This is a genomic window from Mycobacterium paraintracellulare (assembly GCF_000276825.1).
Taxonomy (GTDB): domain Bacteria; phylum Actinomycetota; class Actinomycetes; order Mycobacteriales; family Mycobacteriaceae; genus Mycobacterium; species Mycobacterium intracellulare.
Genome location: NC_016948.1, coordinates 4,988,256 through 5,010,651, shown reverse-complemented (window position 1 = coordinate 5,010,651; position 22,396 = coordinate 4,988,256). Strand labels below are relative to the sequence as shown.

The 22,396-nt window shown below is 69.0% G+C and carries 20 protein-coding genes; 8 read left to right on the top strand and 12 right to left on the bottom strand.

What is annotated here, in order from left to right; genetic code table 11:
• On the top strand, positions 1 to 1,227 hold the full coding sequence (locus OCQ_RS23320; protein WP_009952489.1) for an O-succinylhomoserine sulfhydrylase: 1,227 nt from the start codon (positions 1 to 3) through the stop codon (positions 1,225 to 1,227).
• Here the strand turns inward: OCQ_RS23320 and OCQ_RS23315 are convergent.
• The 6 genes from OCQ_RS23315 to OCQ_RS23290 all read right to left on the bottom strand — a co-directional run bounded on the left by OCQ_RS23315 (position 1,224) and on the right by OCQ_RS23290 (position 7,833).
• Entirely contained in the window at positions 1,224 to 2,618 is a 1,395-nt protein-coding gene (locus OCQ_RS23315; RefSeq protein WP_009952488.1) for an NAD(P)/FAD-dependent oxidoreductase, read from the bottom strand. The two genes, OCQ_RS23320 and OCQ_RS23315, sit on opposite strands and share 4 nt — an antisense overlap.
• Before the next feature lie 809 nt (positions 2,619 to 3,427).
• Positions 3,428 to 4,054 (bottom strand): hypothetical protein, encoded by a 627-nt coding sequence (locus tag OCQ_RS23310; RefSeq protein ID WP_014385920.1) that lies wholly within the window; start codon positions 4,052 to 4,054, stop codon positions 3,428 to 3,430.
• A gap of 5 nt (positions 4,055 to 4,059) precedes the next feature.
• Positions 4,060 to 4,731 carry a TetR/AcrR family transcriptional regulator gene (locus tag OCQ_RS23305; protein WP_014385919.1) on the bottom strand — a complete coding sequence of 224 codons (672 nt, stop codon included), beginning with the start codon at positions 4,729 to 4,731 and terminating at the stop codon, positions 4,060 to 4,062.
• Positions 4,732 to 4,740: 9 nt separating this feature from the next.
• Positions 4,741 to 5,886, bottom strand: coding sequence for an acyl-CoA dehydrogenase family protein (locus OCQ_RS23300; protein WP_014385918.1), 1,146 nt, complete (start codon positions 5,884 to 5,886; stop codon positions 4,741 to 4,743).
• Entirely contained in the window at positions 5,886 to 7,070 is a 1,185-nt protein-coding gene (locus OCQ_RS23295; protein ID WP_014385917.1) for an acyl-CoA dehydrogenase, read from the bottom strand. The genes OCQ_RS23300 and OCQ_RS23295 overlap by 1 nt, the downstream gene beginning before the upstream one ends.
• Positions 7,071 to 7,086: 16 nt before the next feature.
• Complete coding sequence (locus tag OCQ_RS23290) at positions 7,087 to 7,833, bottom strand: SDR family NAD(P)-dependent oxidoreductase (protein WP_041785258.1); 747 nt, start codon at positions 7,831 to 7,833, stop codon at positions 7,087 to 7,089.
• Positions 7,834 to 7,903: 70 nt separating this feature from the next.
• On the opposite strand from OCQ_RS23290, the gene OCQ_RS23285 reads away from it, so the two are divergent.
• From OCQ_RS23285 to OCQ_RS23275, 3 genes are read left to right on the top strand one after another with little or no spacing between them, the layout of a single operon-like run.
• The gene (locus OCQ_RS23285) at positions 7,904 to 8,275 is read left to right on the top strand and encodes a DUF3054 domain-containing protein (protein WP_041785255.1); all 372 of its coding nucleotides are present in this window, start codon (positions 7,904 to 7,906) and stop codon (positions 8,273 to 8,275) included.
• 7 nt (positions 8,276 to 8,282) lie between these two features.
• Positions 8,283 to 9,164, top strand: a complete 882-nt coding sequence (locus tag OCQ_RS23280; protein ID WP_014383400.1) for a class I SAM-dependent methyltransferase — start codon at positions 8,283 to 8,285, stop codon at positions 9,162 to 9,164.
• Between the two features lie 7 nt (positions 9,165 to 9,171).
• The gene (locus OCQ_RS23275; RefSeq protein WP_008261457.1) at positions 9,172 to 9,675 is read left to right on the top strand and encodes a GNAT family N-acetyltransferase; all 504 of its coding nucleotides are present in this window, start codon (positions 9,172 to 9,174) and stop codon (positions 9,673 to 9,675) included.
• Positions 9,676 to 9,793: 118 nt separating this feature from the next.
• Here the strand turns inward: OCQ_RS23275 and OCQ_RS23270 are convergent, their stop codons facing one another.
• Positions 9,794 to 10,543, bottom strand: coding sequence for an MBL fold metallo-hydrolase (locus OCQ_RS23270; RefSeq protein ID WP_041785254.1), 750 nt, complete (start codon positions 10,541 to 10,543; stop codon positions 9,794 to 9,796).
• Between the two features lie 191 nt (positions 10,544 to 10,734).
• Between OCQ_RS23270 and fgd the strand changes: the two genes are divergently transcribed.
• The 3 genes from fgd to OCQ_RS23255 are packed head-to-tail and all read left to right on the top strand — an operon-like array spanning position 10,735 to position 15,069.
• On the top strand, positions 10,735 to 11,745 hold the full coding sequence (gene fgd, locus OCQ_RS23265; RefSeq protein ID WP_008261452.1) for a glucose-6-phosphate dehydrogenase (coenzyme-F420): 1,011 nt from the start codon (positions 10,735 to 10,737) through the stop codon (positions 11,743 to 11,745).
• 11 nt (positions 11,746 to 11,756) lie between these two features.
• Positions 11,757 to 13,916: a phosphate acetyltransferase gene (gene pta, locus OCQ_RS23260; RefSeq protein WP_009952471.1), complete on the top strand. Its 2,160-nt coding sequence runs from the start codon at positions 11,757 to 11,759 to the stop codon at positions 13,914 to 13,916.
• Complete coding sequence (locus OCQ_RS23255; protein WP_014383396.1) at positions 13,906 to 15,069, top strand: acetate kinase; 1,164 nt, start codon at positions 13,906 to 13,908, stop codon at positions 15,067 to 15,069. Before pta ends, OCQ_RS23255 begins: the two co-directional genes overlap by 11 nt.
• 75 nt (positions 15,070 to 15,144) lie before the next feature.
• Here OCQ_RS23255 and OCQ_RS23250 read toward each other — a convergent pair whose 3' ends face one another.
• From OCQ_RS23250 to glnX, 4 genes are all read right to left on the bottom strand, one after another.
• Positions 15,145 to 16,008, bottom strand: coding sequence for an endonuclease domain-containing protein (locus OCQ_RS23250; protein ID WP_036389707.1), 864 nt, complete (start codon positions 16,006 to 16,008; stop codon positions 15,145 to 15,147).
• A gap of 355 nt (positions 16,009 to 16,363) precedes the next feature.
• Entirely contained in the window at positions 16,364 to 18,652 is a 2,289-nt protein-coding gene (locus tag OCQ_RS23245) for a serine/threonine-protein kinase PknG (protein WP_014383395.1), read from the bottom strand.
• Positions 18,652 to 19,629: a glutamate ABC transporter substrate-binding protein gene (locus tag OCQ_RS23240; protein ID WP_009952605.1), complete on the bottom strand. Its 978-nt coding sequence runs from the start codon at positions 19,627 to 19,629 to the stop codon at positions 18,652 to 18,654. Before OCQ_RS23240 ends, OCQ_RS23245 begins: the two co-directional genes overlap by 1 nt.
• Entirely contained in the window at positions 19,629 to 20,948 is a 1,320-nt protein-coding gene (gene glnX / locus OCQ_RS23235; protein ID WP_008261439.1) for a protein kinase G-activating protein GlnX, read from the bottom strand. The genes OCQ_RS23240 and glnX overlap by 1 nt, the downstream gene beginning before the upstream one ends.
• Before the next feature lie 153 nt (positions 20,949 to 21,101).
• Here glnX and OCQ_RS23230 point away from each other — a divergent pair, with 153 nt between their 5' ends.
• Positions 21,102 to 21,734, top strand: a complete 633-nt coding sequence (locus OCQ_RS23230) for an NUDIX hydrolase (protein ID WP_009952604.1) — start codon at positions 21,102 to 21,104, stop codon at positions 21,732 to 21,734.
• Here OCQ_RS23230 and thiE read toward each other — a convergent pair.
• Positions 21,706 to 22,377 (bottom strand): thiamine phosphate synthase, encoded by a 672-nt coding sequence (gene thiE / locus OCQ_RS23225; protein WP_009952603.1) that lies wholly within the window; start codon positions 22,375 to 22,377, stop codon positions 21,706 to 21,708. The genes OCQ_RS23230 and thiE overlap by 29 nt on opposite strands.
• Positions 22,378 to 22,396: the final 19 nt, after the last annotated feature.

Genomic DNA, 22,396 nt, shown 5'->3' with positions numbered 1-22,396 from the left:
ATGACGCCCGCCGATCACGACTCGGTTCGCACTCCCGCACCGTTGCCCGAAGGCGTCAGCCAGGCGACCATCGGCGTGCGCGGTGGGCTGCTGCGCTCGGGGTTCGACGAGACCGCCGAGGCGCTGTACCTGACGTCGGGCTACGTCTACGAAACCGCGGCGGTCGCCGAGCAGTCGTTCACCGGCGAGGTCGACCGCTTCGTCTACTCGCGGTACGGCAACCCGACCGTGACGATGTTCGAGGAGCGGCTGCGCCTGCTCGAAGGCGCACCGGCGGCGTTTGCCACCGCGAGCGGCATGGCGGCGGTGTTCACGTCACTGGGCGCGCTGCTGGGCGCGGGGGACCGGTTGGTCGCGTCGCGCAGCCTGTTCGGCTCGTGTTTCGTGGTGTGCAACGAGATCCTGCCGCGCTGGGGTGTCGAAACCGTCTTCGTCGACGGCGACGACCTGTCCCAGTGGGAACAGGCGTTGTCGGTGCCCACCACGGCGGTGTTCTTCGAAACCCCGTCGAATCCGATGCAGTCGCTGGTGGACATCGCCGCGGTGACCGAGCTGGCCCACGCCGCGGGCGCAAAGGTGGTGCTGGACAACGTTTTCGCCACACCGCTGCTGCAGCAGGGCGTCCCGCTCGGCGTCGACGTGGTGGTGTACTCGGGCACCAAGCACATCGACGGCCAGGGCCGGGTGCTTGGCGGGGCCATCCTCGGCGACAAGGAGTACATCGACGGCCCGGTGCAGAAACTGATGCGGCACACCGGCCCGGCGATGAGCGCGTTCAACGCCTGGGTGTTGCTGAAAGGCCTTGAGACGATGGCCATCCGGGTCGAGCACAGCAATTCCTCGGCGTACCGGATCGCCGAATTCCTCGAGACCCATCCGGCGGTGAGCTGGGTGCGCTACCCCTATCTGTCCTCACACCCGCAATACGACCTGGCCAAGCGCCAGATGTCGGGCGGCGGAACGGTGATCACCTTCGCGCTCGACTGCCCGGACAGCAGGGCCAAACAGCGGGCCTTCGAGGTGCTGGACAAGTTGACGCTGATCGACATCTCCAACAACCTCGGCGACGCCAAATCCCTTGTCACACATCCCGCGACCACCACTCACCGGGCGATGGGCCCGGAGGGCCGCGCGGCGATCGGGCTCGGCGACGGCGTGGTCCGCATCTCCGTCGGCCTGGAAGGCACCGACGACCTGATCGCCGACATCGATCGGGCCCTGAGCTAGCCGGCCGCCTTCTGCTCGGCCGTCTCGGCGCGCTCGGCGGCCGCGAGCGTGCCTTCGGCGGCCTGCTGCTCCACCCAGTTCACCAGCGGCCGGGCGTAGATCATCTGGCTGGTGATGGCCATCTGGCCGCGGGTGCGGCCCAGGAACGAGATCCCCCAGGCGAACATGGCGGCCAGTCGGTTCCGGTGGCCGATGAGGTAGTACAGGTGCAGCACCAGCCACGCCAGCCAGGCGAAGAACCCGGCGAATTCCACCTTGCCGACCTGCGCGACGGCACTGTAGCGGGAGATGAGCGCCATGCTGCCCTTGTTCACGTACCGGAAGGGCTTGCGGTCGGCGGGATTGTCCTCACCCTTGAGCGCGTGCTTGATGACGGTGGCGGCGTATTTCGCGCCCTGGATCGCGCCCTGCGCCATCCCGGGCACGCCGGGCACCGACATCAGGTCGCCGACGACGAACACGTACGGGTGCCCTTTGACGGTGAGGTCGGGTTCGACGATCACCCTTCCGGCGCGGTCGGTTTCGGTTCCGTCGGACTGTTCGGCGAGCATCGCGCCCAGCGAGCTGGCCTGCACGCCGGCCGCCCACACCTTGCACGCGCATTCGATGCGGCGCTCGCCGCCGTCCTTCTCCTTGATCGTGATGCCCATGTAGTCGACCGCGGTCACCATCGCGTTGAGCTGGACCTCGACGTCCATCTTTTCCAGCCGCCGCTGGGCCTTGAGGCCCAGCTTGGTGCCCATCGGCGGCAACACCGCGGGCGCCGCGTCGAGCAGGATGACCCGGCATTCGCTGGGGGTGATCGTCCGGAACGCGCCGGCCAGGGTGCGCTCGGCCAGCTGGACGATCTCGCCGGCCAGCTCGACGCCGGTGGGCCCGGCGCCGACCACCACGAAGGTCAGGCGGCGTTTGCGCTCGGCCGGGTCGGTGGCGACCTCCGCGGCCTCGAAGGCGCCGAGGATGCGGCCGCGCAGCTCCAGGGCGTCGTCGATGCTCTTCATCCCGGGCGCGAAGGCGGCGTACTCGTCGTGGCCGAAGTAGGACTGCTGTGCGCCGGCGGCCACGATCAGGCTGTCGTAGGGCGTCACCGTCTCCATGCCCATCAGGTGCGATGTGACCGTCTTGGCGGTGAGGTCGATGGCGGAGACTTCGCCCCACAGCACCCGGACGTTGCGCTGCCGGCGCAGGATCAGTCTGGTGGTCGGCGCGATGTCGCCTTCGGACAGGATGCCTGTGGCCACCTGATACAGCAGCGGCTGGAAGAGGTGCGTTGTCGTCTTCGAGATCACGGTGACCTCGACTTCGGTGCCCTTGGGGGCGCGTTTGAGCGCCTTTGCCGCGGTCAACCCGCCAAAACCGCTTCCGATGATGACCACACGATGGCGCGACATGCCTCCACCGTACGACGCCGCACCCACGAAAGGCGAGGCCGACGTGCGCGCGGATGCGCGGCGCGTCGGAGTCACCGGGCTAGCAGAAGGAGCCGCAGAGGCCGAAAATGCGTGCGGCCAAGCCGATCTCGACGCCTCTGGGGACGCCATAACCCGAAATGGCGTGTGTGGTAACGGATCCCGGCCGGGGCCGCGGCGCGCATCAGGGCATGCTGTGGCCCCGGCCGATCACCTTGTGCTCTTCGCTACGCGAAGCGTGATGTGAGTGAACGGGCCCCAATTGAGCTCGGGGCCCGTTCGGTTACCGCTATCCGGTGCAGGTCAAACCGGGTCCACAGTCGATAACGAGCGGAATCGTGCATGCCGAGGTCATTGGCGCTGCGAAAGCCAGCACCACGGCGATGACGATTTTGCTAGTACGACGTGACATTAGAACCCCCTACGTCTGGGAGACGACATTCTAAGGCCCGATGTCGGCGAGCTTACGTTGTCAATCGCTCGCAGATAAGCGATTTCGCGAATATTTCCGACCAATTCGTCAAACGGATGACCGACGAACCCAGCTCGGATGCGACCGCCTGGCCGCGAACGGAATTCAGCAAAATCCGGTGGCTCGGTGAATGGGAATTATCCTGCGCGGGGCCTATGTCGCGGCTATATTGGATCGCTATTTACCCGCCGCTCGCCGGCGCGGCTGCGCAAATTGGATATGAATTCAAATAGGTCCCGAGCTCGCGCCGCCCGACGCGCGGCGAAACCGTCGGGATGGCAATTTGTTTCAGCGACGGGTGGGAGGGCATCGCTGCCGCTCAGAACGGCCACGCGCTGGCGTCGCTCTTGTACTTGGCGTTGAGATCGCTGCAGAAGTCGGCGGCGGTGCCCGCGAGCAGGATGTAATAGGTCTCGCCGCGGCGGCTGTCGTAGGACGTCGGCGTGGTCCAGCCGTTGTTGCACATGGCGGTTTCGCCCCCCGCGGCGGTCCTTCGCCAATTGGTCTTCACGCAGCCCACCAGGCCGTCGAGGCTCGGCGTCGCGCTCTTGGCCGCAACCAGCATCGCTCCGCCCCACTGCCCGTCGCTGCGCCGATAGGCGCGCGCCCCGAATCCCGAATTGTCGGTCTGGCACGCCAACGCCCGGCGCAGCAGCGAGAAGGGCCCCGCGAGTTGCGGGTTGGCGGCTCCCGCCGCGGACGTGATGAACTGCGCCGCGTCCGAGCCGTCGACCTCCTGCACGACGTTAGGATTGCCAAAGCTGAAGAGCTGCTGGGCGATTCCCTGCGCCGCCGCGGAGCCCCCGCCGATGATCGGCCCGCTGCCGCTGGACGCCATCGGGGGCAGCGCCGCGGCCGGATCGGCGCCCGCCACGGGCAGGCCGGCGGCGGCTCCCAGGGCCAACAAGGCGATCGTGCCGCGGACGCGGCGTGCGGTGACTCCCATGCCCCTCATTCCAGCACGTGCGCGTAGTCGACGCGGCGGTCGTCGGCGATCAATCCGCCCAGCACGTGGCCGATCTGCAACGCGATGTATTCGTCGAGGGTGTAGGTCGGCCCGAAGTGCCAGTGCTTGAGCGCCCAGCCATGGGCGAGCAGCATGATGTCGAACACGGTGAGGTCGACGTCGACCCCGCGGAAGACGCCCTGGGCGACGCCGGCCTCGATCACCGCGCGCAGCGGTGCGGCCGTGGCGATTTCGAGGTCCTTGATCTGGGTGCGGCCGGGCGCCCCGAGGGTTCGGCTCTCCCGGTAGGTCAGGACCACGCCGTCGAGGTTCTCGTCGACGATCTGGATGTAGCGTCGGACCCCCGCGGTCAGCTGGTCCACGACGTCGTCGCCGGCGGCGGCGATGACCGGCGCCAGCTGATCGCGGAACGCGTCGAGGATGCGCACGATCGTGGCGAGCAGCAGGTCTTCCTTGCCGCCGAAGTATTTGTAGAGCAGGCCGACGCTGACCTCGGCCTCGGTGGCCAGGTCCTGCATGGACATCTGGTGAAACCCGGTCCTGCCCATGACTTTGACCGCGGCATCGAGCACCTGGCGGCGCCGCGAGCTGACGCGGGCGGCGCGCACCGCCTCCTCGGCGGGAAGGGCGCTGTAGTCGGCGACGTCGGTGGCCATCGGCTGTCCCTACAGGCCCAGGTCCTTGGCGATGATCGTCTTCATGATCTCGTTGGTGCCGCCGTAGATGGTTTGGATGCGGGCGTCGACGAACGCGCGCGCCACGCTGTACTCGCGCATGTAGCCGTACCCGCCGTGCAACTGCAGGCAGCGGTCGGCGGTGCGCACCTGCAGGTCGGTGGTCCACCATTTCAGCCGGGCGGCCCGGGCGGCCGTCAGCTCGCCCTCGAGGTGCTCGGCGAGGCAGTCGTCGAGATACGTTCGCGCGACGTCGATTTCGGTGGCCAACTCGGCGAGCACGAATTGGCTGTGCTGGAAGCTGGCGATCGGTGATCCAAAGGCCGTGCGATCGCGGACGTAGTCGAGGGTTGCGGCCAGGATCGTTTCCGCGGCGGCCACCGCCCCGACACCGAGCGCGAGCCGCTCCTGGGGCAGGTTCTTCATCAACTGATAGAAGCCGCGGCCCTCTGATTCGAGCAGGTTGTCCTTCGGCACCCGCATATCGGTGAAGGTGAGCTCGCTGGTGTCCTGGGCGTGCAGGCCGATCTTCTCCAGGTTGCGGCCGCGGGAAAAGCCCGGGGTGTCGGCGTCGACCACCAGAAGCGACAGTCCCTGATGGCGATCCGGCGAGGTGCGCGCGGCGATGACGAACAGGTCCCCGACCTGACCGTTGGAGATGAACGTCTTGGCGCCGTTGACGACGTAGTCGTCGCCGTCTCGCACCGCGGTCGTGCGGATCCCGGCCAGATCGCTGCCGGTGCCGGGCTCGGTCATCCCGATGCCGAGCACGGTCTCGCCGGTGACCACGCCGGGCAGCCAGCGCTGTTGCTGCTCCGGGGTCGTCAAGTCGGTGAGATAGGGCAGCACCACGTCGTTTTGCAGCGTGAAGGCGATGGCCTCCGCGGCCGCCCCGGCCCGCTGCAACTCGTCGATCACGATCGCGTTGTAGCGGAAGTCGTCCACCCCCGGGCCGCCGAGATGCTCGGGCACCGAAAAGCCCAGCAGCCCAAGCTTGCCCGCCTCGATGAACAGCGAGCGGTCCCACTGGCCGTCGCGTTCCCAGCTCTCGTGGTTGGGCGCGACCGTCTGCCGCACGAAATCCCGTACCAGTTCCCGGAACTGGTGATGCTCGTGCGTGTAGGTCAGCCGGCTCATCAGCGGAAGGCGTCGCTGCCGGTGAACGCCTGGCCGAGGACCAGCTGATGCATCTCCGGTGTGCCCTCGTAGGTCAGCACCGATTCCAGGTTGACCATGTGCCGGATCACGGGATACTCCAGCGATATCCCGTTGCCGCCCAGTATCGTTCGGGCGGTCCGGCAGATCTCGATCGCCTCCCGGGTGTTGTTCAGCTTGCCGAAGCTCACCTGCTCGGGACGCAGGCCCACACTGTCCTTGAGGCGGCCGAGGTGCAGCGACAGCAGCTGGCCCTTGTGCAGTTCGACGGCCATGTCGACGAGTTTGGCCTGGGTCAACTGGAATCCGGCGATCGGGCGGCCGAACTGGGTGCGCTGCGTGGCGTAGTCGAGGGCCGCCTGCCAGGCCGAGCGCGCGGCTCCCATGGAGCCCCAGATGATTCCGTACCGGGCCTCGGACAGGCACGACAGCGGCCCGCGCAACCCCTGGGCCTCGGGCAGCATCGCCTCGGCGGGCAGCCGCACGTCGTCGAGCACCAGCTCGCTGGTGATCGAGGCCCGCAACGACAGCTTGTGGTGAATGGTGTTGGCGCTGAAGCCCGCCGTCTTGGTGGGCACGATGAAACCGCGGACCCCGTCGTCGGTGTTGGCCCACACGACCGCGACGTCGGCGACCGAGCCGTTGGTGATCCACAACTTGCGGCCGTTGAGCACCCAGTCCGAACCATCCCGTCGCGCACGGGTTTTCATCGCGGCGGGGTCGGATCCGACGTCGGGCTCGGTCAGCCCGAAGCAGCCGAGCAGCTCGCCGGTGGCCATGCCCGGCAACCATTCCTGCTTCTGCTCCTCGGACCCGAAATTCCAGATCGCGAACATCGCCAGCGAGCCCTGCACCGAGACCATCGACCGAATGCCGGAGTCGGCGGCCTCGAGCTCGACGCAGGCCAGCCCGTAGTGCACGGCGGAGGCCCCGCCGCAGCCGTACCCGTCCAGGTGCATGCCCAGCAGACCCAGCTGGCCGAACCCCTTGGCGAGTTCGCGGACCGGGAGGTCGCCGATCTCGAACCACTCCGCGACGTGGGGCAGGACGTGCTCGGCGCAGAATTCCCGGACGGTCTCGCGCACGGCGCGTTCGTCGTCGGACAGGGAGGCGTCCAGGCCGAGCGGGTCGTAGCGGTCGAAGGCGGGCGGCGTCTTGGTGCTCATAGGAGTCAGCCTGCCACTAGCCGGCCATCGTCAAACCGCCGCTGACGCTGATCACCTGTCCGGTGATGAACGAGGCGGCCTCCGACGCGAAGAACAACACCGGCGCGGCGACCTCGTCGGGCCGGGCCAGGCGGCGGAACGGGATCGCCTTGACCAGTGCCTCCTTCAGCTTCTCGGGCTGCGCGTGAAACAGCGGCGTGTCGGTCGGTCCGGGGCACACGCAGTTCACCGTGATCTGGTGACGCGCCATCTCGCGGGCCAGCGACTTGGTCAGGGCGATCACCCCGCCCTTGGCGCCGGCGTAGATGCTCTCGCCCGCGCTGCCCACCCGGCCGGCGTCACTGGCCAGGTTGACCACGCGCCCGCCGCCGTGCGTCTCGATCATCCCCGGCAGGAACGCCGAGCAGACGTGCACGGGCCCCAGGTAGTTGATCGCGACCACCTTCTGCGCGAATTCCGCCGTGGCGTTGAGGAATTGGTCAGTGCGGTCCCATCCGGCGGCGTTGACGACGATGTTGGGCACCCCGAGGTCGGCGTTGATGCGATCCCGCAGCGCGTTGACTTGATCCGGGTCGGCCACGTCCACCGGCAGCGCGGTGATCTTGTCGGGGTGTTCCCCGGCGGTGGCCGAGGCCGCCGCCTCGTCGAGGTCCGCGGCCACCACGTGGTCGCCGCGGGCGGCGAGTCCGAGCGCGATCGCCCTGCCGATGCCGGAACCGGCGCCGGTCACCACCGCGAGGCCATCAGGTGAATGGGTATTCATCGCCGACGAATCTAGGTTCACTGCGACCGCCGGGTCAAGGATCGAGGCCCTGCCCCGGTAGTCTCGCTGCATGCTTAGGCTCCGGTGGCTGGGCTGGCTGGCCGTGGACGTCGTCGGCGTGCTGGTGTTCTGCGCCCTGGGGCGCCGCAGTCATGACGAAGGGCTCAACCTCACCGGCATCGCCACGACGGCGTGGCCGTTTCTCAGCGGCACCGCCGTCGGTTGGCTGGCCGCACGCGGCTGGCGGCGGCCCACCGCCGTGGCGCCCACCGGGGTCGTCGTCTGGTTGTCCACCGTCGTCGTCGGCATGGTGCTGCGCAAGGCGACGTCTGCGGGCGTGGCCGCCAGTTTCGTCGTGGTGGCGACGGCGGTCACCGCGTTGTTGTTGCTGGGCTGGCGAGTGGCCGTGGGGCTTACCCTGCGGCGCCGCTCCGACGTCTGAGCGCGCGATGGCACCGACGGCCGATGTGGAGGTGACCGCGACGTTCGGGGCCGCCGCGCGGGCCGTGGCCACCGACAAGGGCCTGCTGAACGACCCGTTCGCCGAACCGTTGTTGTGCGCGGTCGGGATCGACTACCTCACCCGGGCGATCAAGGACCACGCGTTCGCGGCCGACGACGGCGACGACGCGGCGATGACGGCGCTGATGGACGCGCTGGCGGCGCACACCCGCTTCGTCGACGAATTTTTGGCCGACGCGGGCCGGGCGGGCATTCGCCAGGTGGTGATCCTGGCGTCGGGCCTGGACAGCCGGGCCTACCGGCTGTGGTGGCCGCGGGGGACGACCGTCTACGAGATCGATCGGCCGCAGGTCCTCGACTTCAAGTCCGACGTGCTTCGGGGGCTGGACGCCACTTTGGCCACCAACCGATGCGCGGTCGGCATCGACCTGCGCGACGATTGGCCGGCGGCGTTGCGGCGGGTGGGTTTTGACGCCGCCCAGCCCACGGTGTGGGTCGCCGAGCAGTTGCTCGTCGGGTATCTGCCGCCCCAGGAGCAGAGCCGGTTGCTGCGCGGCGTCACCGCGGCGAGCGCCCTCGGCAGCCGGTTGGCCGCCGATCACATGCCCACCTGGAATCCGTTGCAGCTGGGGGCCGAACGCGCCTTCGTCGACGGTTGGCGGCGGCGCGGCCTCGACGTCGATCTGGCCAGCCTGACCTATCCGGGCGAATACCACTATGTCCCTGAGTATTTGGCGGCCCACGGCTGGGAAACGCGCGGGCGTGACATCGCCGACTTGCTGCGCACCATGGGGCTGGGCAAGCGGCGGCGCACCGGGCGCGGCGACGCGGAGTTCATCCCGGAATATGTCACCGCGACACGCGTTTGAGTTTTCGATGATGCCGGAATCCATTCCGCCAGACGGCCGGTTGCGGTTCGTCTCGGCGACCCATGACGATCCGCTGGCCCAACCGCTGTTGGCCGAGTTGGCCGTCGAGTACGCGGAGCGCTACGGCGGCACGCCGAGCACGCATCTGTCCTGGCTGCCCGTGCCGGAGGCCGAGCTGGCGCCGCCGGACGGCGGGTTGTTGATCGGCGTGGTGGGCGGCGTGCCGGTGACCGGCGGCGCGTTTCGCCGCTACGACGCCCACACCGCCGAACTCAAGCGGATCTGGACCGACGCCGCCCATCGGCGCCGCGGCTATGCGCGGGCATTGCTGGCCGCGCTCGAGGCCGAGACCCTGGCGCGCGGGTACCGGCGGCTCTACCTGATCACCGGCAACCGGCAGCCCGAGGCCGAGGCGCTCTACGACGCGACGGGCTATACCCGGGTGGCGCCGGACCCGCTGCCGTCCTGGGGGCCGTTCATCCCGATCGCCTTCGAGAAGTGGCTGGCATAGCCGGCGCCGACGCCCAGACCGGGGCAATCGAGTTGACAACCGTCACAACGGATCTCAGGGCAATCAGGACCTTCACGGGCCGGTGTGGTCTCCGTGGCGATGATCTGGCCCGAGGCCATCAACCGCCGGCCAGCGAGATGGCCCGGGCCGTCGCCTCGCGGATCGGGCCGCGCCACACGTCGCCGTGCCCCGGCAGCAACACCTCGGTGTCGAGCAGGGCCAACGCGTCCAGGCTACGCAGCGAATTCTGCTGGCTGTGGCTGAACACCTCCGGCAGCAGCTGCGGCCCGTCGTGCTTGAGCAGGGGGTGGCCGGTGATCAGGGCGTCGCCGCTGACCAGGACCCCGTCGACCACGTACGAGCAGTGCCCGCTGGTGTGCCCCGGGGTGAAAACGGCCATCGGATGCCCGGGCAAGCCTGCGGCCACGTCGGCGGTCAGCGGCCGCGTCGACGGGATGCCGTCGCGGATCAGGCCGCCGCTGCGCACCACGTGCAACCCCCACGCCGCCCAGCGCGGCCGCCAAATGCGAACGGCGACATCGAAAACCGAGGCCTGCTCCAGGTATTCGCGCTTGGCGTGCCCCACCTCGTCGGCGTGGCAATACACGTCGGTGCCGTATTCGTTGGCGAACCAGATCGCCGAGCCCAGGTGGTCGATGTGGGCGTGGGTAAGCAGGATGGCACGCACGTCTCCGGCGTCGAAGCCCAGCTCGCGCAGCGACGCCAGCACGTCGGGGCGGTCCCCCGGATAGCCGGCGTCGATCAGCATCACGCCGGTGTCGTCGGCAACGATCGTCCAGTTGACGGCGTCGCCCCGGGCGAGGTGCACCGTGTCGGTGGCTTGAACAAGAGTTGGCGCCGGTCCCATGCCCGCGAGTGTAGGTCTGAGGCGCGGCGTAGCCGGGCGCGGCGGGTCGCGACCGTCAGCACAGGAGCGATCGCAAGCGCGGCGTAGCCGGGCGCGGCGGGTCGCGACCGTCAGCACAGGAGCGATCGCAAGCGCGGCGTTTCGCCGGGCGCGGCGGGTCGCGACCATCAGCACAGGAGTAGAAAGAACTCGTGGCTGAACTGAAACTCGGATACAAAGCGTCCGCCGAACAATTTGCACCGCGCGAGCTCGTCGAGCTTGCCGTCGCCGCCGAAGGTCACGGCATGGACAGCGCAACGGTCAGTGACCATTTCCAGCCGTGGCGGCACGAGGGCGGGCACGCGCCGTTCTCGCTGGCCTGGATGACCGCGGTCGGCGAACGCACGAAGCGGATCACGCTGGGCACCTCCGTGCTCACCCCGACCTTCCGCTACAACCCCGCCGTCATCGCGCAGGCCTTCGCCACCATGGCCTGCCTGTACCCGGACCGCATCTTCCTCGGGGTCGGTACCGGCGAGGCGCTGAACGAGATCGCCACGGGATACGAGGGCGACTGGCCAGAGTTCAAGGAGCGGTTCGCCAGGCTGCGCGAGTCGGTGCGGTTGATGCGCGAGCTGTGGCGCGGCGACCGCGTCGACTTCGACGGCGAGTACTACCGGCTCAAGGGCGCCTCGATCTACGACGTGCCCGAGGGCGGGGTCCCGATCTACGTCGCGGCCGGGGGCCCCGCGGTCGCCAAGTACGCGGGGCGCGCCGGCGACGGCTTCATCTGCACCTCCGGCAAGGGCGAGGAGCTCTACAAGGACAAGCTGATCCCCGCCGTCAAGGAGGGCGCCGCGATCAACGACCGCAACGTCGACGACATCGACAAGATGATCGAGATCAAGATCTCCTATGACCCCGATCCCAAACTGGCGCTGGAGAACACCCGGTTCTGGGCGCCCCTGTCGCTGACCGCCGAACAGAAGCACAGCATCGACGACCCGATCGAGATGGAGAAGGCCGCCGACGCGCTGCCGATCGAGCAGGTCGCCAAGCGCTGGATCGTGGCATCCGATCCCGACGAGGCGGTCGAAAAGGTCGGCCAGTACGTGAAGTGGGGCCTCAACCACCTGGTGTTCCACGCGCCCGGTCACGACCAGCGCCGGTTCCTGGACCTCTTCGAGAAGGACCTGGCGCCGCGGCTGCGGCGGCTGGCCTGAGGGGCGGACGAGTGGTCTCGGGCGCCGCAACGGCAATCTACATCGCCGCGCCCGAGCCGGAGACCGGAAAGTCGACGATCGCGCTGGGCCTGCTGCACCGGCTGACCGCGACGGTCGCGAAAGTCGGTGTGTTCCGGCCCATTACGCGTTCAGATGGCGGCGATCGCCAACGCGGCGAAGCCGGGCGCAGCGGGTCGCCGCAGGACCTGGAAAATCGCGACTACATCCTGGAACTGCTGCTGTCGCGCACCACGGCGGGCCTGTCGTACGAGCAATGCGTCGGCGTCACCTACCAGCAGCTGCACGCGGACGGCGACGCGGCGATCGCCGCCATCGTCGACGCCTACCACGCCGTCGCCGAGAAGTGCGACGTCGTGGTGATCGTCGGCAGCGATTATTCCGAACTCGGACAGGCGATTCGACCCGCGGAGCTTTCCACCAACGCGCGCATCGCGGTCAACCTCGGCGCGCCGCTGCTGCTGACGGTCAGCGGCAAGGGCCGCACCGCCGGTGAGGTGGCCGACGTCGTCAAGGTGTGCCTGGCCGAGCTGGACGCTCAGCACGCCCACACCGCGGCGGTGGTGGCCAACCGCTGCGAACCGGCCGAGCTGGACGCCATCCGGAAGAAGTTGGACGAGGCGCTGCGGCCATCGTCCCTGCGCAGCTACGTCCTGCCCGACGAACCGCTGTTGTCGGCGCCGACGGTGGCCGAGCTTCAGAGCGCGGTGCGCGGGACGCCGGTCAGCGGCGAAGAGTCGCTGCGCGAACGCGAGGTCACCGGTGTGATGGTGGCCGGGATGACCGCCGACCACGTCCTGGAACGGCTGCGCGACGGAATGGCGGTCATCACCCCCGGCGACCGCTCGGACGTGGTGCTCGCCGTCGCGAGCGCCCATGCCGCGGAAGGGTTTCCGTCCCTGTCGTGCATCGTCCTCAACGGCGGCTTCGAGCTGCACCCGTCCATCGCGGCCCTGGTCGCCGGGCTGCGGCTGCGGCTGCCGATCGTCGCCACCGCGCTGGGCACCTACGACACCGCCAGCGCGGCGGCCACCGCCCGGGGCAGGGTCACGGCGGCGTCGCAACGCAAGATCGACACCGCGGTCGAGCTGATGGACGGCCACGTCGACATCACCGATCTGCTGGCGCAGCTTGCCATTCCGATCCCCACCGTGACCACGCCGCAGATGTTCATCCATCAGCTGACGCTGCAGGCGCGTTCGGATCGCAGGCACATCGTGCTGCCCGAGGGCGACGACGACCGCATCCTGCGCTCGGCCGGGCGGGTGCTGCAACGCCGTGTCGCCGACCTGACCATCCTGGGCGACGAGGCCCAAATCCGCCAGCGCGCGGGCGAACTCGGGGTGGACCTGGCCGACGTAACGGTGATCGATCCGCGCGCCAGCCGGTTGCGCGACGAGTTCGCCGACCAGTATGCGCAGTTGCGCAAGGCGAAGGGGGTCACCGTCGAGCAGGCCCGCGAGATCATGCGCGACACAACGTACTTCGGCACCATGATGGTGCACAACGGGATGGTCGACGGCATGGTGTCCGGCGCCGCCCACACCACCGCGCACACCGTGCGGCCCGCGTTCGAGATCATCAAGACCGTCCCGGACGTGTCCACCGTGTCCAGCATCTTCCTGATGTGCCTACCCGATCGTGTCCTGGCCTACGGCGATTGCGCGATCATCCCCAATCCGACACCGGAGCAGCTGGCCGACATCGCAATCTCCTCGGCGCGCACCGCCGCACAATTCGGCATCGAACCGCGGGTCGCGATGCTGTCCTACTCGACCGGCGACTCCGGCTCCGGTGCCGACGTCGACAAGGTCAGAACGGCAACGCAATTGGTGCGTGAGCGCAACCCCGACCTGCCGGTGGAGGGCCCCATCCAGTACGACGCGGCGATCGAACCGTCGGTCGCGGCCACCAAGCTGCGCGACTCGCCGGTGGCCGGGCGCGCCACGGTGCTGATCTTCCCCGACCTCAACACCGGCAACAACACCTACAAGGCGGTCCAGCGCAGCGCCGGAGCCCTCGCCATCGGACCCGTGCTGCAGGGTCTGCGCAAGCCGGTGAACGACCTGTCGCGGGGCGCGCTGGTCGAGGACATCGTGAACACCGTTGCCATCACCGCGATTCAGGCACAAGGCGGCCCCGATGGGAAGTAGCAGCGCGCGCCTGGTGCTGGTGATCAACTCCGGCTCGTCGTCGGTGAAGTTTCAGCTGGTCGATCCCGATTCGGGCACGGCGCTCTCGACCGGCCTCGTGGAACGCATCGGCGAGGAGGGGTCTCCCGTCCCCGACCATGACGCCGCGCTGCGCCGCGCGTTCGACACGCTGGCCGACGACGGCATCGACCTCAAGACATGCGGCGTCGTCGCGGTCGGCCATCGAGTGGTGCACGGCGGCAACGCCTTCTACGAGCCCACCCCGCTGGACGACGCGGTGATCGCCCGGCTCGGCGAACTGTCGGACCTGGCGCCGCTGCACAACCCTCCCTCGCTCAAGGGAATCGAGGTCGCCCGGCGGCTGCTGCCCGACATTCCGCACATCGCGGTCTTCGACACCGGGTTCTTCCACGACCTGCCGCCCGCTGCCGCGACCTACGCCATCGACCGCGACCTGGCGCAGCGGCATCAGATCCGCCGGTACGGGTTTCACGGCACCTCGCACCGCTACGTCAGCGAGCAGGCCGCCGCCTTCCTGGACAGGCCGCCCGGCGACCTGAAACAGATTGTGCTGCACCTGGGTAACGGCTGCTCGGCCTCGGCGATCGCCGGCACCCGGCCGATCGACACCTCGATGGGCCTCACACCGCTGGAGGGGCTGGTGATGGGCACCCGCAGCGGGGACATCGATCCCAGCGTCGTCAGCTACCTGTCCCACACCGCCGGGATGGGCGTCGACGACGTCGAGACCATGCTCAACAAGCGATCCGGGGTGCTGGGCCTGTCCGGTGAGCGCGACTTCCGCCGGCTGCGAAGGATGATCGAATCCGGTGACGAGTCAGCGCAATTGGCCTATAGCGTGTTCACGCATCGGCTGCGCAAGTACGTCGGCGCCTACCTGGCGGTGCTGGGGCACACCGACGTCATCAGCTTTACCGCGGGGATCGGCGAGAACGACGCGGCGGTGCGCCGCGACGCGGTCGCGGGCATGGAGGAGCTGGGCATCGTGCTCGACGAGCGCCGCAACCTCGGTGGCGGCAAGGGTGCGCGGCAGATCTCCGCCGACGATTCGCCGATCGCCGTCCTGGTGATCCCGACCAACGAAGAGCTCGCCATCGCCCGCGACTGCGTAAACGTGCTGGCGGGCTCCTAGCGGGCGTCGAGTGTGCATCCTGGGCTTTGATCGTGAACCGTCGGCGGCGACACGCCGATAATCGACGCCGTAGGTTCACACCGAAAGCCCCAGGTTCACACTCGATTTCGCGAGCGCCTCGCGCACCCGGCGCAGGATGCTGGCCGGGCGATCCTCGGCGACCACCCGGACTATGGTCCAGCCCATCTCCTCGAGCATCTCCATGCGCCGGAGGTCTTTGACGAATTGGCGCCGGTCGGTGCGGTGGTGATCGCCGTCGTACTCGACAGCCACCAGCGATTCCTCCCAGCCCAGATCCAGGTAGGCGAACGGTAGGCCGTCGGCGCCCAGCACCGGGATCTGCGTCTGCGGCCGGGCCAGGCCGGCGTCGATGAGGAGCAGTCGCAGATAGCTCTCCCTGGGGGACTGAGCGCCGGGGTCGACCAGGTCGAGCGCGACCTCCAATCGCCGCACGCCGGGTGCGCGAGGATGCGCCGCCGCAACATCCAGCACGTCGTCGACCTTGAAACCCGTTGCCCGGGCGAGCGCGTCCAGCCTCACCACGGCCGAGCGCACCGCGCCGCGCCGTCCGATGTCGAAAGCGGTCCGCTCCGGAGTGGTGACGGCGAGCCCGTCGCGGATCTGGGTCTCGCCGGCGCACAGCGTTTCCCGGCGTGTCAGCACGCCGCGGGGAGGATGAGTGTTGGTGTGTATCAGCTCGACCGGGACGTTGTCGGGGATCCACTGGGCGCCATGCAGCGCGGCCGCGGCGGCTCCGCCGATGACCGCCCTCCGCCCCGACCACAGCCAGGCCGCCCGAATGCGCAATTCGAGCGGCACCTCGGCATGCGTCGGCACGTAGACGTTCGGAAACACCGCTCGGTAGGACATCCGCAGCTGGTGGCGGCTGAGACTTCCCGACGCCAACTCCTCGCTGCCGATGAACGGCACTCGTCTCATGCCGCGAACGATTGCACGTCAACCACGGTCGGCGAGTGCGTCTGTGCACAGGGCGGGCCACGCGACGGCAAGCCGCCGGACGGGCTGACGCCGGGTCCGCGAGGCCCCGGCTAAATCGACTGTGAATCACCGACTTTGAGTGTGAACTCACGGCTTTCAGTGTGAACCCACGTCGGGGTTTGTCGGCGTGTCGCCGCCCAGGGTTCACACTGAACGCCCAGGATTCACACTCGACGGCGAAGGGCCGACGCGGGAAAGGCCGACGCGGGAAAGACCGACGCGCGAAAGGCCGACGCGCGAAGGGCCGACACGGGAAAACCGCCAGGCGGCGCAAACCGGCAAACCCGCAAATACCTCAGAACGTGCTCGTGGGCCGCACCCGGTTGGCCATGTCCACCAGCTCGTAGCGATGCCGCTGCGTGGGGGCGACGCGGGCCAGATTGCGCAGCGCCGCCTCGACGCCCAGCCGCAGCCCGTGCTCGGTGAACGGAAAGCCCAGGATGTGATTCGTGCTGGCCTTGTTGTCCTCCAACCAGTCCATCGCACAGCCCAGCACCAGCGCCCGGATCTGCAACACGCGTGGTTCGGTGGGCGGCAGCGCCTCCACCCGTCGCGCCGCGTCCCGGATGTCCTCCTCGGTGATCTCGCTCTTGGACCGGCCGGACAGCAGCGTCACCGCGCTCGTCAGGCGCGCGGTGGTGAAGTGCCGGGAGGTGGCCGGCACCTCGTCCAGCGTGCGCACCGCGGCGGCCCGATCACCTTCCGCGGACAGCGATCTGGCCAACCCGAAGGCCGCCGAGATCACGCCGTCGTTGGTCTTCCACACCGTCTCGTAATGCTTGTGCTCGTCGACGTCGCCGGCGAGCTCGGCGGTGGCGGCCAGCGCCAGCTTCGGTGCGAGCTCACCCGGGAACGTGTCCAGCACCTCGGTGAAATGTGTTGTGGCCGAATCGTAATCACCGGTGAGCAGGTCGGCCACCGCCTTGTACCAGACCAGCCGCCACTGCCAACCCACCCGCTCGGCCAGGTCCTCGAGCTTGCGGGTGGCCTTGGCGACGTCGCCGAGATCCAGCAGCGCGCGCACCTCCATCAGCGGTAGCTCGACCGACTCGGACAGCTCGGCGCCGTCGGCGTCCAGCGTCCCGTGCCGGGCCGCGCGCAACGAGTCCAGCGTCTGCACCGGCTGCGACAACACCGTCGCCTGCAGCACCGACGCGGCGACGTCGGCCGGATTGACCAGCGGCACTTGCAGTGCGGTGACGATTTCGCGGGCGGTCAGCTTCTCCGAATGGACCTGCCCGTCCAGGTACACGTCGGTGTGCGCGACCAGCAGATCCACCCCGAACGTGGAGCGGCTGGGGGAGAAGATCGTCGACAGGCCGGGCCGCGGCACCCCGGTGTCGTGGGCGACCACCTCACGCAGCACGCCGATCAACTGCGCCGACATCTCCTCGGTGCTGGCGAACCGGCGACGCGGGTCGGGATCGGTGGCGCGGCGCAGCAACCGGTGGAACGAGTCGTAGGTGCTCAGCACCGGGTCGTGCTCGGGCAGGCCGTCGACGTAACGGCCGTTGCGGGTGCGCAGGTTGAGCGTGAGCGCCGCCAGCGTGCGGCCCACCGTATAGATGTCGGTGGCGACCGTCGGGCCGGTGCGCACAATCTCCGGCGCCTGGAAACCCGGTGTGCCGTAAAGGTATCCGAACGAATTGATCCGCGACACCGCGCCCAGGTCGATGAGCTTGAGCTGCTCCTCGGTGAGCATGATGTTCTCCGGCTTCAGGTCGTTGTAGACCAGGCCGATGGAGTGCAGATAGCTCAGCGCGGGCAGGATTTCCAGCAGGTAGGCGATGGCCTCGGCGACCGGAAGCTTCTCGCCCTTCCCGTGCTTGAGCGACTGCCCGCCGACGTACTCCATGACGATGTAGCCGACCGGATTGCCGTGCTGGTCCTTGTGTTCGACGAAGTTGAAGATCTGCACGATCTGCGGGTGGACCACCTCGGCCAGGAACTGCCGTTCGGCCATCGCGATCGCCTGCGCCTCCGCGTCGCCGGAGTGGACGAGACCTTTGAGCACGACCGGCCGGTCGTTGACGTTTTTGTCGACGGCCAGATACACCCAGCCCAGCCCGCCGTGCGCGATGCACCCCTTGACCTCGTACTGGCCGGCGACGATGTCGCCGGGATTGAGTTGCGGCAGAAACGAATACGGGCTGCCGCAGGCCGGGCACCAACCCTCCGACGTGCCCTTGCTCTTCTTGCTGGACCGGCCCACCGGCTTCCCGCAGTTCCAGCAGAAGCGCTTGGACTCGGGGACCACCGGGTTGGTCATCAGCGCTTCGCGGGGGTCGATGTCGCGTCCCCGCGGGATCTCGACGAGTCCACCGCCGAGCTGTCGGACCGCGGGCAGCGCCCGCGTCGCCACCGTCATGCGGTCGCCGGTGTCGGTGTCAAGGGCGCCCAGCGCGATGTGCGGAAAGTCGTCGTCGTCATCGTCGAAGTCGGGCCGAAACAGCGCCTGCGTGGCCTGCAGCCGCCCCGTCGAGGCGCCGGTCTGGACCTCCGCCGGCTGGGTGCCGGGATTCACGTCTTCCACCGCTTCCGGGCCCGATTCCGGCTTCTCGGATTGCTTGTCCGGCTCGGCCATCAGTCCAGATACCTCGGTGTGGGCGGGGCCGGCGCGGGGCCCAGCACGGTCAACCACTTGCGGTACAACGTGTTCCACGTGCCGTCGCGGCGGATCCTTTCCAGGGTCCCGTTGACGAACCGCACCAGGGGAGTGTTGTTCAGGTTGATGCCGATGCCGTAGGGCTGCGTGGCCATGTTGGGGCCGACGATGTGCAGGTAAGGGTCCTCTTCGACCAGCCCGGCCAGGATCGAGTCGTCGGTGCTCACGGCGTCGATCTCGCGCTGCTGCATCGCGACCAGGCAGTCGGCCCAGTTGACCACCGACACGATGACCGGCGGCGGGTCGATCTGCCGGATGCGGTGCAGCGAGGTGGTGCCCTTGGCCACGCACACGCGTTTGCCCGACAGGTCGCTCACCTTGACGATCGACGAGTCGCGCGGGGCGAGGATGCGCTGGTTGGCGTCGAGGTAGACGGTGGAGAAGTTCACCAGCTTGCGCCGGTCGCAGGTGATGGTCATGGTCTTGACCACGATGTCGACCTCGCCGCGTTGCAGCGCGGTGACCCGCTCGTCCGACGACAGGATCCGGTACTCGACGTGGGACGGCGCGCCGAAGATGTCGCGGGCGATCTCGCCGGCGAGGTCGACGTCGAATCCGGTGATCTCGCCGGTGATCGGGTCGCGGAAGCTGAACAGGTTGCTGCCGATGTCGAGCCCGACGATCAGCCTGCCGCGCGCGCGGATGTCGGCGACCGCGGCGTCGGCCTCGGCCTTGGTGGGGAAGGGGCGCAGGCTGGCCGTCAGGTCGCAGTCCTGATTGGGGCCGTCGGGCGGCAGCGGCGGCTGCGGCGGCAACTGTTCCATGCCGACCGGGGTGGGCGGCGGCAACGTCGGGACGCTGGCCACATGCAGCGATTCCGTGTGCCCGCAACCCGCCAGCACGCAAACCGTGGCGGCCACGGTGCACGCCCGGCGCAGCAGGGGCAGGCGGATCATTATCGATACTCTTTCAGCCGCGGCCACAGGCCCAGCGCCACCGCGATGGCCGCCCCGAGGCTGAGCACCACGCCGCCCACCTGGGCGCCGGAGAGCCCGCTGCGCGCGTTGATGACGTCGTTGCGCAGGTGGATGCGGCCCTGGTCCATGGCCTTGACCAGCTCGTCTTCCAGCTTGTCGAACGCCGGCGTGGAATCCTCCTCGCTGCTGCCCAGCGCGACCTGGGTGGCGGCGCGGTAGTTCCCCACCGAGATGTACGAGCTGATCCGGTCATTGGCCTGACGCCAGCGCAGCAGCAGCTGGTCGGCGCCCTCGAGGTCCGGTTTGTCCACGGCGTCGCTGCGGGACATGTACTGGTCGAGCTGGCGGTGCATCGAGTCGATCCGCTGATAGAACGACTGCTTGCGCTTCTCCTCGTCCCCGCGGCGGATCAGCGACAGCGTCTCGTCGGCGCGCGCCTGCTGGGCGGTGATCGCGACGTTGGTGACGGTCTTGAGGGACTCCGCGGCGGTGTCCTTCGCGCTACGACTTGCCGTCGTAGAGATGGTTAGCGCAGTCCCGACCCACACCACCATGACGAGGATAGCGAGAGCGCCCACGACCAGGCCCGGGTTGATGCGGCGCCGGGTGCGCCGGGCCAGCCAGCGATGCGAGAAGGCGCCGAAGACGACGGTGGTGCCGACGACCATGATGACCGGCGCCGGAATCTGGGTCGACGCCGTGGTTTCCACGTCCACCCGCTCCGAGGTGGCCCGGTACAGCCGCGCCGCGTCGGGCAGGATCGTCGACTGCATCAGCCCCGATGCCTCTGACAGGTACGACGAACCGACCGGGTTGCCCGCCCGGTTGTTGGTTCGGGCGATCTCGATCAGTCCGGTATAGACGGCCAGCTGGGCGTTGATCCGGCCCAGCAGCTGCACCTGCGGTTCGTCGGTGAGCCCGCTGGAGGCCCTGGTCACGGCCACGGCCGCGTCGGTGATGGCCTGTTCGTAGCGCTGCCGCACGGGCGGCGGTTCGGCTTCGGCGATGAACGCCGTGGCCGCGGCGGCGTCGGCCACCGACAGCGTGGTGTAGAGCCGCCCGGCCGCGAACGACAGCGGCTCGGTGTGGTTGAGCACCGTGGTGAGCACCTGTTGCCGGTGGTTGATGGTGGTCGAGGTGGCGAAGGCGCTGATCCCGCCGAGGGCCGCCAGCACGATGCCGATGGTCAGGATGCGGCCCGGCGTCGTGGAGATGAACCACCAGCGGGGATGGGCTGGTTCGGCCGGTGACCGCGATCCCTGCGGCTCGGTCGACGGGTGCGCCAGCTCAACCGTCACGTCTGATCAGCCCTCATCTCTTGGCCACTGGATTTCGCTGCACGGACCTCTATAAGCGAAGTCTAAGAGCATGTTCGGGTGGATGGGTGGAGGCCGACGCAATTGCCGACGCGCCGAAGACCGCCAAGAACCAAGTCTGCCTATCCTTGATCCGTGCAGGGCGACGGCGACGGTTGGGTGATCTCGGAGCGCGGCGCCCATTACTGGGGTCGGTACGGCGCCGCCGGTCTTTTGCTGCGCGCCCCGCAAGCCGACGGCACGCCCGCGGTGCTGCTGCAACATCGGGCGGTGTGGAGCCATCAGGGCGGGACCTGGGGGCTGCCGGGCGGGGCCCGGGACAGCCACGAGACGCCCGAGCAGACGGCGGTCCGCGAGGCGAACGAGGAGGCCGGGCTGCTCGTCGACCGGCTCGCCGTGCGCGCGACGCTGGTCACCGCCGAGGTCGCCGGGATCGGCGGCACGCGGTGGAGCTACACGACCGTCGTCGCCGACGCCGACGAGTTGTTGCACACCGTCCCGAACCGGGAAAGCGCGGAAATGCGGTGGGTGGCCGAGGACGAGGTGGCCGACCTGCCGCTGCATCCGGGCTTCGCGGCCAGCTGGCAACGGCTGCGCACCGCGCCGGCGCTGTTGCCGCTGGGCCACGGCGACGAACGCCGGCAGTATCTGCCCCGCACGATCGAGGTCGAGGCCGGCGTCTTCGTGTGGTGCATGCCGGGTGACGCCGACGAGGTTCCGTCGCAGCTGAGCCGACGGATCAGCTCGCTGCTGCCAGCGCCGAACTGAGCCGCCGGGCGGCCGCCCGCGGGTCGGACGCCGCGGTGATCGCTCGCACCACCACCACGCGGCGGGCGCCGGAGTCGAGCACCTCGGGCAGTCGCTGCGCGTCGATGCCGCCGATCGCGAACCACGGTTTGTCGGTCCCGAGCCCGGCGGCGGCGCGGACGAGTCCCAGGCCCGGCGCCGCGCGGTCCGGCTTGGTGGGCGTCGGCCAGCAGGGGCCGACGCAGAAGTAGTCCGCTTCGCTGACGGCCGCGGCGCCGGCCTGGTCGGCGCTGTGGCTGGAGAGCCCGAGCAGCACGTCCGGACCGACGATGTCGCGCGCGACGTCCAGCGGCAGGTCCCCCTGCCCGAGGTGCAGCACGTCGGCGCCCGCCGCGCGGGCGATGTCGGCGCGGTCGTTGACCGCGAACAGGGCGCCGTGCCGGCGGGCGGCGTCGGCCAGGATCTCGCAGGCGGCCAGTTCCTCGCGCGCCTCCAGCGGCCCGAACCGCTGCTCGCCGGCCGACCCCTTGTCGCGCAGCTGGATGATGTCCACGCCGCCGGCCAGGGCGGCGTCGGCGAACTCGGCCAGGTCGCCGCGCTCGCGGCGCGCGTCGGTGCACAGATACAGCCGCGCGGTGGCCAGGACGGAGAGTCGTCTATCCATGGGACGCTGCACACCGAGA